General features: G+C 72.8%; 11 protein-coding genes. 2 read left to right on the top strand and 9 right to left on the bottom strand.

From position 1 onward, the window contains the following. Positions 1–32: 32 nt before the first annotated feature. Complete coding sequence (locus MN205_RS01130; protein WP_242123489.1) at positions 33–1,091, bottom strand: DUF234 domain-containing protein; 1,059 nt, start codon at positions 1,089–1,091, stop codon at positions 33–35. A 129-nt stretch (positions 1,092–1,220) separates the two neighbouring features. Between MN205_RS01130 and MN205_RS01125 the strand changes: the two genes are divergently transcribed. Further along, positions 1,221–3,128, top strand: a complete 1,908-nt coding sequence (locus MN205_RS01125; protein ID WP_242123487.1) for an ABC transporter ATP-binding protein — start codon at positions 1,221–1,223, stop codon at positions 3,126–3,128. Beyond that, positions 3,125–4,915 (top strand): ABC transporter ATP-binding protein, encoded by a 1,791-nt coding sequence (locus MN205_RS01120; protein ID WP_242123485.1) that lies wholly within the window; start codon positions 3,125–3,127, stop codon positions 4,913–4,915. Before MN205_RS01125 ends, MN205_RS01120 begins: the two co-directional genes overlap by 4 nt. 538 nt (positions 4,916–5,453) lie before the next feature. Here the strand turns inward: MN205_RS01120 and MN205_RS01115 are convergent. The 8 genes from MN205_RS01115 to MN205_RS01080 form a co-directional block, all read right to left on the bottom strand. After that, complete coding sequence (locus MN205_RS01115) at positions 5,454–6,218, bottom strand: SDR family NAD(P)-dependent oxidoreductase (protein WP_242123483.1); 765 nt, start codon at positions 6,216–6,218, stop codon at positions 5,454–5,456. Between the two features lie 84 nt (positions 6,219–6,302). Beyond that, a complete protein-coding gene (locus tag MN205_RS01110) occupies positions 6,303–7,748 on the bottom strand; it encodes an ABC transporter substrate-binding protein (protein WP_242123481.1) in 1,446 nt (481 codons plus the stop codon). Positions 7,749–7,798: 50 nt separating this feature from the next. Further along, entirely contained in the window at positions 7,799–8,698 is a 900-nt protein-coding gene (locus MN205_RS01105) for a carbohydrate ABC transporter permease (RefSeq protein ID WP_242123479.1), read from the bottom strand. Next, complete coding sequence (locus MN205_RS01100) at positions 8,695–9,681, bottom strand: carbohydrate ABC transporter permease (RefSeq protein ID WP_242123477.1); 987 nt, start codon at positions 9,679–9,681, stop codon at positions 8,695–8,697. The genes MN205_RS01105 and MN205_RS01100 overlap by 4 nt, the downstream gene beginning before the upstream one ends. Positions 9,682–9,693: 12 nt before the next feature. Continuing rightward, positions 9,694–10,548: an aldo/keto reductase gene (locus MN205_RS01095; protein WP_242123475.1), complete on the bottom strand. Its 855-nt coding sequence runs from the start codon at positions 10,546–10,548 to the stop codon at positions 9,694–9,696. Then, positions 10,545–12,272 (bottom strand): hypothetical protein, encoded by a 1,728-nt coding sequence (locus MN205_RS01090; protein WP_242123474.1) that lies wholly within the window; start codon positions 12,270–12,272, stop codon positions 10,545–10,547. Before MN205_RS01090 ends, MN205_RS01095 begins: the two co-directional genes overlap by 4 nt. Before the next feature lie 83 nt (positions 12,273–12,355). Next, a complete protein-coding gene (locus MN205_RS01085) occupies positions 12,356–13,075 on the bottom strand; it encodes a GntR family transcriptional regulator (RefSeq protein WP_374115801.1) in 720 nt (239 codons plus the stop codon). A 253-nt stretch (positions 13,076–13,328) separates the two neighbouring features. Further along, the gene (locus MN205_RS01080; protein ID WP_242123470.1) at positions 13,329–14,198 is read right to left on the bottom strand and encodes an AraC family transcriptional regulator; all 870 of its coding nucleotides are present in this window, start codon (positions 14,196–14,198) and stop codon (positions 13,329–13,331) included. Between the last annotated feature and the right edge of the window lie 81 nt (positions 14,199–14,279).

Raw genomic sequence — 14,279 nt, 5'->3', positions numbered from 1 at the left:
CGGGGCGTCGTCGTGGTGGCCACCCGCCACCGTCACGCGAACACGTCCGCCGCCGTGACGACCACCGGCTCCTCCGCTCGCACCCGCACGTCCTCCCGCGCGGCGACGAGGAACCGCAGCTCTTCCACGTCGACGTCCAGCCCGGCGGCCTTGGCGCGCAGCGTCCGCACCAGCCGGTCCCCGTCCACCTCGCGCCGCCACTTCACCTCGCCGACCAGCACGGGCCGGCGCTGCCGGCCGGCGAGCGCCACGACGTCGATCTCGTCGGTGCCGTCGCCCCGCCACCACGGCCCGACGGCGACCACCTCGTCGCCGAACTCCCCCGCGGCGGCGAGCCGGCGGACGTGGTCGCGCACCGCGACCTCCCACGCCGGGCCGCTGGCGTCGTCGAGGCTGTCCAGCAGGACGGGCAGGATCGACTCCCCGAGGCCGCGCTCGATCTCCGGGCGGTACCGGCCGAGGAGGCCGAGGTGGAAGGCGAGGAAGTCGTCGGCGATGCGGTAGCTGCGCCGCCGGGTGCGCCGGGGGTCCTCGGTCACGGGCACGATCCGCTCGACCAGGCGCAGTTCGACGAGCCGGTCGAGGGTGCGGCTGGGCTCGGCACCGACCCACGCCTTGATCTCCTGGTGCTCGGTCCTGCCGGTGGCGATGGCCTGCAGGACGGCAGCCGGCTGGTCACCGCGCTCCACCTCGGTGGCCAGGAGGAGGTCGCCCTCGGTGAGGAGCAGCCCACCGGGCCGGGCCGCCAGGCGCCGCAGGTTCCCGGCGAGGTCGTCGGCGGTGTCCCACCGCGACAGGTGCAGCGGCACGCCATCGAGCAGGGCGTAGACCTGAGCCCGTTCGGCGGGGGCGAGCCCGGTCAGCAGGGCGGGGACCTCGTGCGGGGCGAAGGGGCGCAGCCCGAAGCGCCCGAACAGCGGTGAGCGCTCCTCCTGCAGCTCGGCCGTGCTGCGCACCGCGGACCCGCACAGCAGGACCCGCACGCCGCGGCCGGCGGGCCGGTCGAGGAAGGCGCGCAGGACACCGGACAGCTCCGGCACCGCGCGGGTCAGCTCAGCGAGCTCGGAGCCGCGGTGCACGAAGAGGACCACGGATCCACCGTGAGTCACCTGTCTCGCAAGTTGCGGGTGACGCAAGTGACCACAGCTGGAGGAAGCGCACCGATTGATCGGGAAAGCCTCGTCCAGCACCACGCACGCACCCGTGCCAGGCTTCATCCAGTGAGCGGCACCTTCGTCAGCGGCATGCGCACCATGGCCCGCGGCGCCCGGGAAGAGCGACGCCTCTTCACCATCGCGATCATCGGCTCGGCCCTGTACGGCGTGGGCACCGCCGCCAGCGGCTGGCTCGTGGGGCGGGTGACGGAGCGGGTCGTCGTGCCCGCGGTCACCGGCTCCGGCGAGGCGGTCAGCACCGCGGACGTGTGGCTGGCCGGGGCGACGCTGATGGCCGTCACCGTGGTGACGGTCGCGGCGATCCTCGTGCGGCGCATCTGGGCCGGCATGGTCGCCTTCGCCCTGCAGGCCCGCTACCGCCGCTCGCTGGCGCGCCGCTACCTGGAGCTGCCGCTGTCGTGGCACCACGCCCACCCGGCCGGGCGGCTGCTGGCGACGGCCAGCTCGGACGTGGAGGCCACCTGGCAGGCGATGTTCATCCTGCCGTTCGCGCTCGGCGTCGTCGTCCTCATCGCGGTGGCGGGGGTGGCGATGGCGGCCGCGGACCCGGTGCTGGCGGCGGTGGGGCTGCTGGTGCTGCCGGCGCTGGTGGCCGCGAACGTCGTCTACCAGCGGCGCATGTCCCCGCGGGTGACGCGCGTGCAGCAGCTGCGCGGTGAGGTCTCCGCGACCGCGCACGAGAGCTTCGAGGGCTCGCTGGTCGTGAAGACCCTCGGCCTGGCCGACGAGGAGGTGGAGCGGTTCGCGGCCGACGCCGACCGGTTGCGCGCGGCGAACGTGGCCGCCGGCCGCACCCGCGGCACGTTCGACCCGGTGATCGACGCCCTGCCGAACCTGGGCACCCTCGCGGTCCTCGTGGTCGGCACGGTCCGCGCCGCGAACGGGGCGGTGGGCGTCGGCGACCTCGTGCAGATCGCGTACCTGCTGGGGCTGCTGGCGTTCCCGGTGCGCTCCTTCGGGTGGCTGCTGTCGGAACTGCCGCGCACCGTCGCCGGGGACGCGCGCGTGCAGGCGGTGCTGCAGGAGGGGGCGACGACCCCGTGGGGGGACCGCCCCGCTCCCGGCACCGGTCCCCTGGCGGTCGCGGCGAAGGACCTCACCTACCGCCACCCCGTCCCCGCCACCGACCCGCTGGCCGAGCGCCCCGACGTCCCCGGGCAGTTCGTGCGCCGCGACGAGGCGCCCGCGCCCCGGCGCGAGACCGCCCCGGCGCTCGCGGACGTCACCCTCGACGTGGCGGCCGGGACGACGGTGGCGGTCGTGGGCGGCACCGGGTCGGGCAAGTCGACGCTGGCGGGGATGCTGGTGCGCCTGGTCGACCCCACGTCCGGGCGGGTGCTGCTCGACGGGGTGGACGTGCGTGAACTCGCCGCCGGTGAGGTGGCGGGCGCGGCGGCGCTGGTGCCGCAGTCGACGTTCGTGTTCGACGACACGGTGCGCGGCAACATCGCCCTGGGCCTGGACGCCGACGACGTCCCCGCCGAGCGCCGCGTGGACGACGACGACGTGTGGGAGGCGCTGCGCCTGGCGCGCGCCGAAGACTTCGTGAAGTCCCTGCCGGGCGGCCTGGACGAGCTAGTCGGAGAGCGAGGTTCCACCCTGTCGGGCGGGCAGCGGCAGCGCCTGGCCCTGGCGCGGGCGCTGGTGCGCAAACCCCGGCTGCTGGTCCTGGACGACGCCACCAGCGCCCTGGACCCGGCCGTGGAGCGGGCGGTGCTGGACGGACTGGCGTCGTCGGGTTCCGGCACGACCGTGGTGGTGGTGGCGTACCGGCCGGCGACGATCGCGCTGGCCGACGAGGTGGTGCACCTGGAACGCGGCCGGGTCGTGGACCGGGGACCGGCGGCGGAGGTCGAGGCCCGTGACGCCGGTTACCGGGACCTGGTGACGGCGTACGCGCGGGCGGCGCGCGACCGGGCGGACGAAGCGGCGAACAAGGCGGGGATGGCGTGAGCACGACCACCATCGGGGCGGCGGCCGGTTCCGCCGAGCGCGGCGGGGTGCTGCGCCGGGCGCGGGAACTGACCCCGCAGATCGCCGAGGGACTGGGCATCACCCTGGCCATCGCGGCGGCCACGACGGTCGGCAAGCTCGTCGTGCCGATCGCGGTGCAGCAGACCGTCGACACCGGCGTCATGGGCCCCGACGGGCCGGACGTCGGCAGGGTCGCGGTGCTGTGCTCGATCGCGGCCGTCGTCGTGCTCCTCACCGTGGTCACCGCGTGGGTGGTGAACGTGCGCCTGTTCCGCGCCACCGAGGCGGGACTGGCGAACCTGCGCACCCGCGCGTTCCGCCACGTGCACGACCTGGCGGTGCTCACCCAGTCCGGGGAGCGGCGCGGCGCGCTCGTCAGCCGCGTCACCAGCGACGTCGACACGATCTCCACGTTCCTGCAGACCGGCATGCTCGTGCTGGTCCTCTCGCTGGGTCAGGTGGTCCTCGCGACCGCGGTGATGTTCGTCTACTCGTGGCAGCTGGCGCTCGTGGTGCTCGGCTGCTTCCTGCCGCTGGTCCTCGCCCGGCACAAGCTGCAGCGGCCGGTGGCGCAGGCGTACGCCGGGGTGCGGGTGCGGATGGGCGAGATGCTCGCCGCGGTCTCCGAGACGGTCGTGGGCGCCGACGTGATCCGCGCGCACGCCGCCGAGGCCCGCTCCCGCCGCACCGTCGACGCGGCCGTGGAGGCGCACCGCAAGCAGGCCGTGAAGGCGCAGGTGGCGACCGCGGCGACGTTCACCACCGGCGTGTTCGTCTCCGGGCTCGTGGTGGCGCTCGTCATCGTGGTCGGCACCCTGCTGGGCGTCGACGGCGACATCACCCTGGGGCGGCTGCTGGCGTTCCTGTTCCTCGCGCAGCTGTGGGTGGGGCCGGTGCAGGCCGCGACCGAGGTGCTCAACGAACTGCAGAACGCCCTCGCCGGCTGGCGCCGCGTCGTCGACCTCATCGACACCCCCGTCACCGTCCCCGAACCGTCGAAGGAACGCGTGAAGGAGCTGCCGGCGGGGCCGGTGGACGTGCGCGTCGAGGACGTCGCCTACACCTACCCCGGCACCGACAAGACCGTCCTGACCGGCGTCACCCTGCACCTGCCCGCCGGTTCACGCACCGCCGTCGTCGGCGAGACCGGCTCCGGCAAGACCACCCTCGCCCGGCTGGTGACCCGCCTGGTGGACCCCGCCTCCGGGCGGGTGCTGCTCAACGGCGTGGACGCGCGCGACCTGCCCAGCCGCGAACTGCACCGCCGCGTCGTCGCCGTGCCCCAGGAGGGGTTCCTCTTCGACGCCACCGTCGGGGAGAACGTGCGCCGCGGCAAGCCCGGCGCCACGGAGGCGGACGTGCGGGCGGCGTTCGAGGACCTCGGCCTGGCCGGCTGGCTCGACGGGCTGCCCGACGGGCTCGACACCCCCGTCGGGCAGCGCGGCGAGCGGCTGTCCGCCGGGGAACGGCAGCTCGTGGCGCTCGCCCGGGCACACCTGGCCGACCCGGACCTGCTGGTGCTGGACGAGGCGACCTCGTCCGTGGACCCGGCGACCGAGGTGCGGTTGCAGCGGGCGCTGGAAGGGGTGCTCAGCGGGCGGACGTCCGTGGCCATCGCGCACCGGCTCTCCACCGCGGAGGCCGCGGACACGGTGGTGGTCGTGGACTCAGGGCGGGTCGTGGAGGTGGGGCCGGCGGTGGAGCTGGCGCACGCCGGGGGGCCGTACTCGCGGTTGCACGCGGCCTGGACGGCGCAGCACAGCTGACCCCGACCCCTCGGTGATCAAGGAAGTTGCCACTTCCTTGATCACCGAGGGAGACCGGGTCGCGACTCAACCGGTGCGAACAGCGAGATCGTGGAGACGACGCGCCCACTGGACGGCCTGTTCAGCACGTGCGGCGGAGACCATCGTCGCGGCGCAGTGCGCTTGGTCCTTGATCTCCAGCAGTCGCCGAAGGTCCTTCACCACGGCAGGGCCGTTCGGGCGAACGGTGGCGAGGCGAGCCAAGACCCGCTGTACACCGGCATGGGAGGCCTTCCCCACGAGCCGAGCGATATCCCGGCCGGAGGCCGGAGCAGCGGATCCGGCCAAGGCGACGAGAACCGGACCGTCCAAGGACGGCATCACGCTGCGGATGGGGTGCGCCAAGTACGTGCGGCCACCATGAGAGCCACCTGGCTGGAATACCAGCCAGCCGCGGCTGCCGCCCGATGCGGTAGATCCCGTCGGTGGCACGCGAGCCCTGGCGCGAGTGATCCGCTGAACCGGATCCTGGCTCTGCGAGGCGAAGCGCTGATCCGCGTCAGTGGATGAGCTTGCCCCCGTCGATCTGGAAGCTGGCACCGTTGACGTACCCGGCCTCCTCACCGAGCAGGAAGGAGACGGCCGCGGCGATGTCGTCCGGCTGGCCGACACGCCCCACCGGGATGCCCGCGGCCATCCCGGCCTTGCGCTCCTCGGTGAGCTGCCCACCCATGATGTCGGTGTCCACGGGGCCGGGCAGCAGCACGTTCGCGGTGATGCCGAGCGGGCCCAGTTCCCGGGCGGCGCCCTTGGTGAGCCCGAGAACGGCGGCCTTCGACGCGGCGTAGGCGGTCTTGGAGAACGTGCCGCCGCCGTCGAGGGCGGTGATCGAGGAGGTGTTGACGATGCGGCCGACCCCGACGGCGGCCATCCGCCGCGCCGCCTCCTGGATCATCAGCAGGGACCCCGTCGCGTTGACGGCGAAGCTGGTGTTCCACTCCTGCACCGTCAGCTCCAGCAGGGGTGTCGGGCAGGCGGTGCCGGCGAGGTTGACGAGGCCCACGACGGGCGGCAGCGCGCCGTCGACGCGGTCGAACGCCGACCGGACCTCCACGGGGGAGGTGATGTCGGCCGGGACGCCCAGCACGTCGGTCGTGCCGCTGAGCTCGTCGGCGATCTCCGCGACGCCGTCGGGCCGGACGTCGACGAGCGCGAGGCTCCAGCCCTCGCGGGCCAGTCGGCGCGCGACGACGCGGCCGATGCCGCGGGGTGCTCCGACGCCGGTGACGACGGCGGTGCGCGCGGACGGGAACGGGACGGTCATCAGCGGGTCTCCTCAACGGGTCTGGCGGTGGTGCCGGCCGGGCGCGGTCGGCCCGGCCGGCGGGGTGCTGCGTCGCGCGGCCGGTCAGCCGGCGGACGGCGGGGTCCAGTCCTGGCCCGGGACCCACTCGGGGAACGCGTAGTCGTCCAACGACACCTGCGCACCGGCGGCGGTCGCGGTGGCGATGGCCTGCTCCCGGTCCGCGGAGAACGCGTCGCTGAGCGACTTCAGGGCCCCGCGCAGGTCGGTGATGTCCCCGCCGAGGTAGCCCTGGACGATGTCGCCGAGGTGGGGGCTGATGGGCTTCGACGCCGCCTCGACCTGCGCGATCTGCGGGTTGGCGACGACGGCCTCGGGGCCGCGCCGCACGGTCTCCTCGAACCAGCCGGCGAGCTTGCGGTAGGGCTCGATGACGTCGGCGTCCTGGACGACGGACAGGTCCAGCGGCGGCTGGTCCATGCCGCCGGCCAGGCCGGCCTGGTACTCGGTCGTGGTCATCGACTCGACGAGCCGGCTCGCCGCCTCCGGGTCGGCGGAGGACCCGGCGACGAAGAACTGCGCCCCGGGCGCACCCCGGTAGGTGACGACGGGGGTGCCGGCCTGGGGGACGAGGATCGGACCGACCCCCAGCTTCTCCACGAACGCCGGCGCGACGTTCTTCACGCCGCCGGCGCACCACGGGCCGTCGGGGAAGAAGCCGGCCACACCCGCCCCCCAGCGGCTGCGGGCATCGGCGACGGTGAGCCCTCCGCTGCCGGCGAGGATGAGGCTGGAGTCGTTGAGCTCCTTCCAGAACTCGATGGCGTTGACGTAGGTGTCGTCGTCGTAGGCGTACTCACCGGTGGCGTACTTCATGCCCTGGAACCCGGGGAACCCGGCGACCTGGGCGAGGTCGTCGATCTGCTCGCGCATGCGGGCGGTCCCGCCGAGGGCGAGGATCATCGGCGCGGCCCCGTCACCCTTCGCCTTGATGGCTTCCAGGGCGGCGCGGTACTCGTCGTACGTGGTGGGCGGGTCGTCGGGGTCCAGGCCCGCGGCGGTGGTGATGTCGGTGTTGAACCAGTGCGCGGCGGCGTACTGCTGGGAGGTGAACAGCGGCAGGCCGTACACCTTGCCGTCGAGGCTGGTGATCCCCTCGGTGAGCGAGCCCTCCGGCAGTCTCGCCAGCGCCTCGTCGCTGAGCTGGAGCTCGTGGACCCACCCCTCGGCGACGAGGGCGGACAGCGGCAGGTCCAGCACGTTGGAGTAGACGTCGGGCAGTTGGTTGCTCTGGTTGGCGAGCTGCAGGGCCTCGGCGGAACGGGAGACGTCGTTGTAGGTGTACTCCACCTGCTTGCCGAGGTCCTGGGACTGCTGGGCGGCCCAGTCCGCGTGGAACTTCTGCAGGGCGCTGAAGTGGTCCCACCAGCGCAGCGACCCGCTGGGCCCGGGGCCGGCGCTCTCCCCTCCTCCGCCGCAGGCAGCGAGCGCTGCGGTGCTGAGCAGGGCACCGCTGCCGACCAGCAGCGAGCGGCGGGTGACGTGTGCCATGGCGATCTCCTCATCGAGACGGTGGTTCGTGACCGTGGTGCGGGTGGTGCTCAGGACTTGACGGCTCCGGCGATGCCTTCGACGAAGAAGCGCTGGAGGAAGAGGAAGAGCGCGACGATCGGCAGGATCGAGACGACACCGGCGGCGGCCATGCCGGACCAGTCGGTCGCGTTCTCCCCGACGAACGCCTGCATGCCGACGCTGAGCGTCCGCAGCTCGGGGCGGCTGAACGAGAAGACGAGGGGCAGGAAGAAGGCGTTCCAGGTGAAGAGGAAGGTCAGCAGCCCGACCGTCGCGGTGACGGGCATGGACAGCGGGAGCATGATGCGGAAGAAGACCCGCAGGAACCCGGCCCCGTCGACGACGGCGGCCTCCTCGAGCTCCTTGGGGAGCTGGCGGAAGTACCCGGCGTAGATGAGGATGGCCGACACGTTCGAGGCCCCGGCCAGCGCCAGCACCATGCCGGTCAGCGAGTTCAGCAGCCCCAGCTCCATGGAGAGCTTGACGACGGGGATGATGGTGTACCCGGTGGGGACGAACAGGGTCGCGATGAGGATGCCGATGATGAGCTTGGACCCGCGGAACGAGTACCGCCCGAGCACGTACCCGCACAGCGCGCACCGGACGACGACGATGGCGACGGTCGCGAGCGTCACGATCACCGTGTTGATCATGTACCGGCCGAAGCCGGCGTCGGTCCAGGCCCTGCTGTAGTTCTCCCAGGCGAAGTCCTCCGGGATGAGCGTCAGGCCCGCAGTGAAGACCTCCATGGAGCTCTTCAGGGAGGCCGACACCATCCACACGAACGGGTAGACCCACAGGACGGCGACGCCCGCGAGGAAGAGGACGGCGATCCACCAGGGGGCGCGGTGGGCGGCGCGCCGGGCGAGGGACGTGCGCGGCGGGGCACTGACGGGTCGACTGCTGGTGGCGGGGGTGGTGGTGGTCACGACAGCTCCCTCCTGCTCTTGCGGCCGGCGTACAGCGCCCAGGCCTGCAGGACGCCGACGACCATGACGAGGACCCCGAAGAGGACGGCAGCCGCCGAGGCGAAGCCGAGCTGCGGGATGGAGGCGTTGAACGCCCAGCGGTAGATGTAGATCTCGATGATCTCGGTGGAGAAGAACGGGCCACCACCGGTCATGGTCTGCATGAGGTCGAACGCGTGGAAGGTGTCCTCCACGGTGAGCACGGTGATGATGAGCAGGAACGGGGTGAGCAGCGGCAGGGTGATGTGCCGGAAGATGTGCCAGGCCCCGGCGCCGTCGATGCGCGCCGCTTCGTACAGCTCGGACGGGATGGTCTGCAGCGCGGCCATCCAGTACACCATCGTGATGCCGAAGAACTTCCAGACGTAGACGGCCGCCGCGGTGGTGAGCGCCGTGCCGGAGTCGCCGAGGAGGTCGATGCCCTGCTCGACGCCCACCAGGCGCAGCATGCTCGTGACCGGGCCGCTGCTGGGGTCGAACACGAACTGCATGACGACACCGACGATGGCCGTGGTGGTGACGACGGGCAGGAAGTAGACGGTGCGGAACAGGTTGCGGAACGGCAGCTTGGGCGAGTTGAGGGCGATGGCGAGCAGCAGGCTGAGCAGGATGCGTGCCGGCGCCACGAGCAGCATGAACACCAGCGTGATCTTCACCGACGACCAGAACGCCGGGTCGGCGATGACGGCGCGGTAGTTAGAGATGCCGACGAACCGCTGCTCGGCCTGGAAGCCGTTCCACTCCACGAGGGAGTACCAGTAGCTCGCGACGATCGGGTACAGCGTGTAGGCGCCGTACAGGACGATCGTCGGCATCAGGAACAGCCAGATCCACAGCGTCTGCTTGCGGGTGCCGACGCGCTGGCCCTTCGGCGGTGTCCGCAGCACCTTCCCCTGCGGCGGTGCGGCGGCGAGGGCGGGTTCGGAGGTGAGGGGTCTCGCCATCGGGTGGACCTCCTAACGGATCTGGCTGAGGGCGAAGGTGGCGGGGTCGCCACCGATGCGGTGCCCGCGCTCGAGCGCGGTGATGGCGTCGACCTCGTCGTCGTCGAGGTGCAGGCCGGCGGCGGCCAGGTTCTCCTCCAGCCGGTCGCGGCGGCTCGACTTGGGGATGACGACGTGCCCGCGCTGCAGGTGCCAGGCGAGCACGACCTGGGCGGGGGTGGCGTCGTGGGCGCGGGCCGCGGCGAGCACGGCGGGTGCGTCGAGGTCGGCGCCCTGCCCGAGCGGCGAGTAGGCCTCGACGACGATCCCGCGGTCCCGGCTGTCCTCGACGAGGTCGCGCTGCTGGAACGTGGGGTGCAGCTCGACCTGGTTGACGGCGGGCACGAGCCCCGTGGCGGCGGCGAGGTCGTCGAGGTGGGTGGGCAGGAAGTTGGACACCCCGACGGCGCGGACGGTCCCCTCGGAGTGCAGGCGTTCCAGGGCCCGCCAGCTGTCGACGTAGCGGCCCGCGGACGGGTTGGGCCAGTGCACGAGGTAGAGGTCGAGGGTGTCGACCCCGAGCCGTTCGCAGGTGTCGGCGTAGGCGCGCAGCGCCTCGTCGTACCCCTGGTCGCCGTTGCGCAGCTTGGAGGTGACGAAGACCTCGTCGCGCGGCAGGCCCGACGCCCGCAGCGCCGCCCCGACACCGGCCTCGTTGACGTAGGCGGCGGCGGTGTCGACGTGCCGGTAGCCGACCTCCAGCGCCTCCTCGACGACGCGCTGCGCCTCCTCCGGGGGGACCTGGAACACCCCGAGGCCCAGCTGGGGGACGGTGACACCGTTGTTCAGGGCGATGTCGGCGACGGCGCTGACCCCGGTGCGGTTCACTTCGGCTCCAGCACGAGCATGGACACCGACGGCAGGGGCAGCGTGACGTCCAGCTGCAGGGCTCCGTCCCGGGGTGCCGCGGACCGCGCCGGCTCGAGCTCCTCGAGCCCCTGCCGGGCCTTGACGGCGGTGAGCTGCTCGGCCGTGGGGTCCTGCGGGCTGCCCTGGGCGACCCACGCGGTGTGGGAGTTGCTGTGGTCGGCGTCGATGCGGAAGTGGCTGACGGAGTACTCCGCCGCGGTGAGGCCGGTGATGCGGACGTCGACGGGGGTGGCGGCCTCGTCGGTCTGGTACTGGTCGTCGGTGTGCCGCCAGACGAGGACGGTGACGCGGCCGGCGGCGTCGGTGGAGGCGAGGACGTCGACCTCCTCCCCCATGCTGCGGCCGTCACCGGCGTCGAGCTCGGCCGGGTCGCTGGCGGCGGTGGAGGTGGCGTCGACGCGCCGCCCGCCGAGCCGGGACACCATCCGGTAGGCGTTGAGGAGGGGCTTCTCGACGCCGCCGGCGGTGAGGAACGCCCGGGTGCCCTCGAAGTAGCGCTCGCCCTCGAAGTAGAAGCTCCACGAGGTGGCCTGGGTGACGGTGGCGGTCTCGGTCTCGTTGAGGTCGAGGATCTTCTTGAAGAGCTTGACCTGGAAGACGGGGTAGTACTCGGTGTTCTGGAACTGGAAGTTGGCGTTGTCGTAGACGCTGTAGTGGGCGGGGACGCCCGCGTCGCACTCGTCGACGATGGCGGGCAGGTCGTGGTACTGCGGGAACTCCGCCATGACGCGCAGCATCCGGCGGATCTCGAAGAGCATCTTGTGCGCCGAGGGGTTCTGCTTCTCCGGTGCCGAGCCGCCCGTGGGGCCGTAGACCCGCCAGGGGGTGAACGCGGACCCCTTGGTGTGGAAGGAGACGAAGTCCAGGGGGACGTCGTTCGTGGAGGTGTGCGTGAGGAAGTCGCGCATGAACTGCACCCCGCCGCCGGTGACGGCCGGGCCGCCGACCTGCGCGTCGGGCAGCACGCTGCGGACGGCCTCGGCGGTGACGGTGTAGAGGTCGCAGAACTGCTGGGTGGTGCCCTTCCAGTAGAAGATGTCGGGTTCGTTCCACAGCTCCCACAACCAGGTGCTCACCTCCTCGGCCCCGTAGCGCTCCAGGCAGTGCCGGGCGTGCGCGGCGACGAGCCCGCGCCACTTCTCGTAGTCCTTCGGCGGGTACGCCCACGCGCCGGCTTCGTAGTTGCTGTAGACGGTGGGGCTGGAGACGACCTTCAGCTCGTCCGCCTCGGGCGGGAGCAGGTCGCGCGGGGTGAAGGCGAGCTCGACGAGGACGTGGTGGCCGGCGCCGACGATGGCGTCGTACGTCTGGTCGACGATGGTGAAGTCGTAGTGCGGGTTCCCGTCGGCGTCCTCGTGGTAGACGTTCCCGTTGCCCCAGTGGGGGATCCCGAACCCGGTGCCGGAGCAGAAGACGTAGTGCGGGCGCACGTGGAACGGCCGCGGCGACAGTTCCGCGAAGGTGCGCAGGAGCTGCTTGCCGGTGGGCGTGTACGTCCAGTTGATCTCGTCGTACCCGATGCTCTCCCAGATGCGGGTGAGCGGACCGCGGTCGCTGGACGCGTCGACGGTGACGGTCGCACTGGTGACGTGCGGCGCGGACGGGTCGCTGGGCGCGGAGCGCGGGAAGTGGTTGTGGTCGGTGGACAGCCCGGGGTTGTGGGCAGCGGTGTCGGTGGACACGGGGGGCCTCTCGGCTGGGTGGCCTCGCAGCGGCGCGAGGAGGACGGTCGGTACCGCCGGGGGTCGTGCGCGGGGTGCGGTGGTCAGGCTTCCGCGGCGGCGGTGCCGGGTGTTTCGTACGCCTGCAGGGCGCGGTCGCGCGCCTCGGTGATGTGGGCGGCCATGGCCGCGCGGGCCGTGGCCGGGTCGCCGGTGCGCAGCCCCTCGAGGACGCGGGTGTGCTCGGCGACGCAGTGGTCGGAGTCGGTGACGCCCCCGCCGCCGAAGAGGCGGAAGCGCTGGATCTGCCCGCCGAGGGCGGTGTAGGCACCGAGGAGGAACTCGTTGCCGGTCGCCTCGGCGATGATGCGGTGGAAGCGCTCGTCCGCTTCCCAGTACTGCCGGAACTCGTGGAACGACGGCCCGAGGGGTGCGGTCGCCAAGTCGTGCACGGCCTGCTCGAGCTGCTCGAGGACGTCAGGGGTGAGGTGGTGCGCGGCCAGCTCCGCGAGCGCCGGCTCCAGCAGGAGCCGCGCCTGCATGAGCCGCACCAGCTCCTCCGGCGTGGCCACAGGAGCGACCCGGTACCCCTTGAGGGCGACGCGCCGGATGAGCCCGGTGGACTCCAGCCGCGCCAGCGCTTCGCGCACCGGTGTCTGCGACACCCCGAACTCGCGGGCGAGCCCGTCGATGCCCAGGGCCTGCCCGGCCTTCAGCTCGCCGTCGATCAGCAGGTCGAGGACGGCGTCGTACACGTGGTCGGCGAGCATCTGCCGGCTCGACGCCAGTGAGCGTCGCGTCGTCGTCGGCTCCACGAGCACCATCGTAGACAGGCCCTTCGGACGGGTTGAGAGATCGCGGACCGGGCGGGGACACGAGCACCTCCTCAGCATCGGCTCGTCGGTGAGCTGATGTCGTAGACCGTAGATCGTGCACGATCGACGGTCAAGGTGGTTTTCGGTTCTTGCTCGGTGCGCCGGACAACGACGCCTCCGCCTGCACCACCCCGGGTCGGACCCGACGGCGCAGCACTCCTGATCCGGCGGAACGCCGGGCGGGCCTGACAGCCCCGCCCGATCACTCCTCCCGACGCCGGAACACCGTCGGGCTGCACCCGTGCACGCCGCGGAAGTGGCGGGCGAAGTAGAAGGGGTCGGCGTAGCCGACGCAGCGGGCGACCTCGGCCACCGGCAGGTCGGTGGTCACCAGCAACTCGCAGGCGCGCGCCATGCGCAGCCGCTTGGCGTACTCCACGACCCCTCCCCCGGTCGCGGCCCGGAACAGCGCCGTGAAGTGCGAGGTGGACAGCCCTGCCTCGCGGGCCAGGGCGGCGACGGAGACGGGGGCGTCGAGGTGGGCGCGCAGGTGCTCCTGGGCCTGGCGCACCGGCTCGCGCCGCACGGGACTGCCGGCGGCGGCGCCGGCGGCCACCTGCGCCAGCACCGACCACGCCGCGCCGGCCGCGCGCAGCAGGGTGGGCCCGGTCTCGTCGGTCTCCAGGTGCTCCACGACGCGCTCGACGTCGCGCTGCACCTCCAGGACGTCGTGCAGGTCGACGACGGCCGGGCGCGGCGGGTCCCCGCCCAGCTGCCGGTCGAAGGAACGGGCGTCGGGACCGGCCGCGTGCAGCCACCAGATCGTCCAGGGGTGGGCGTCGTCGGCGCCGTAGGTGTGCGGCAGGCCGGCGGGGAGGACGAGGGCCTGGGCGCGGGTGACGGCCACCTCGCCGCCGGCGGTGCGGCACCAGCCGCGACCGCCCACGCACACGATGACGACCGTGCCGCTGGCTCCCCGGCGGCGCGTGCGGCCGTGGTGGTGGGCGTGCGGGAAGTACCCGGCGTCGGTGACGAGCAGCCGGGACGTCGGCCCGGACGCGGACGCGGCGCGGGCGACGTCGGCGGGCAGGACCCGCAGCCGCTGCCCGGGAAACCCCTCGCGGATGCGCACACCGCGACGCTAGCGCCGTCCGGGTGGTCCTGACCGTCGGATCGTCCAGGTGGCAGCGTCGGATCGTCTCTTCTCGGCGCG

It is taken from the genome of Kineococcus sp. TRM81007, from assembly GCF_022669155.1.
Taxonomy (GTDB): Bacteria; Actinomycetota; Actinomycetes; order Actinomycetales; family Kineococcaceae; genus Kineococcus.
The sequence above is the reverse complement of the archived record's forward strand: the minus strand, read 5'-3'. Positions and strand labels throughout refer to the sequence as shown.

Excerpts from the sequence above, each read along its gene's own strand:
- MN205_RS01115 (WP_242123483.1), bottom strand. The coding sequence starts at position 6,218 with ATGACCGTCCCGTTCCCGTCCGCGCGCACCGCCGTCGTCACCGGCGTC.
- MN205_RS01110 (WP_242123481.1), bottom strand. The coding sequence starts at position 7,748 with ATGGCACACGTCACCCGCCGCTCGCTGCTGGTCGGCAGCGGTGCCCTG.
- MN205_RS01100 (WP_242123477.1), bottom strand. The coding sequence starts at position 9,681 with ATGGCGAGACCCCTCACCTCCGAACCCGCCCTCGCCGCCGCACCGCCG.
- MN205_RS01085 (WP_374115801.1), bottom strand. The coding sequence starts at position 13,075 with ATGGTGCTCGTGGAGCCGACGACGACGCGACGCTCACTGGCGTCGAGC.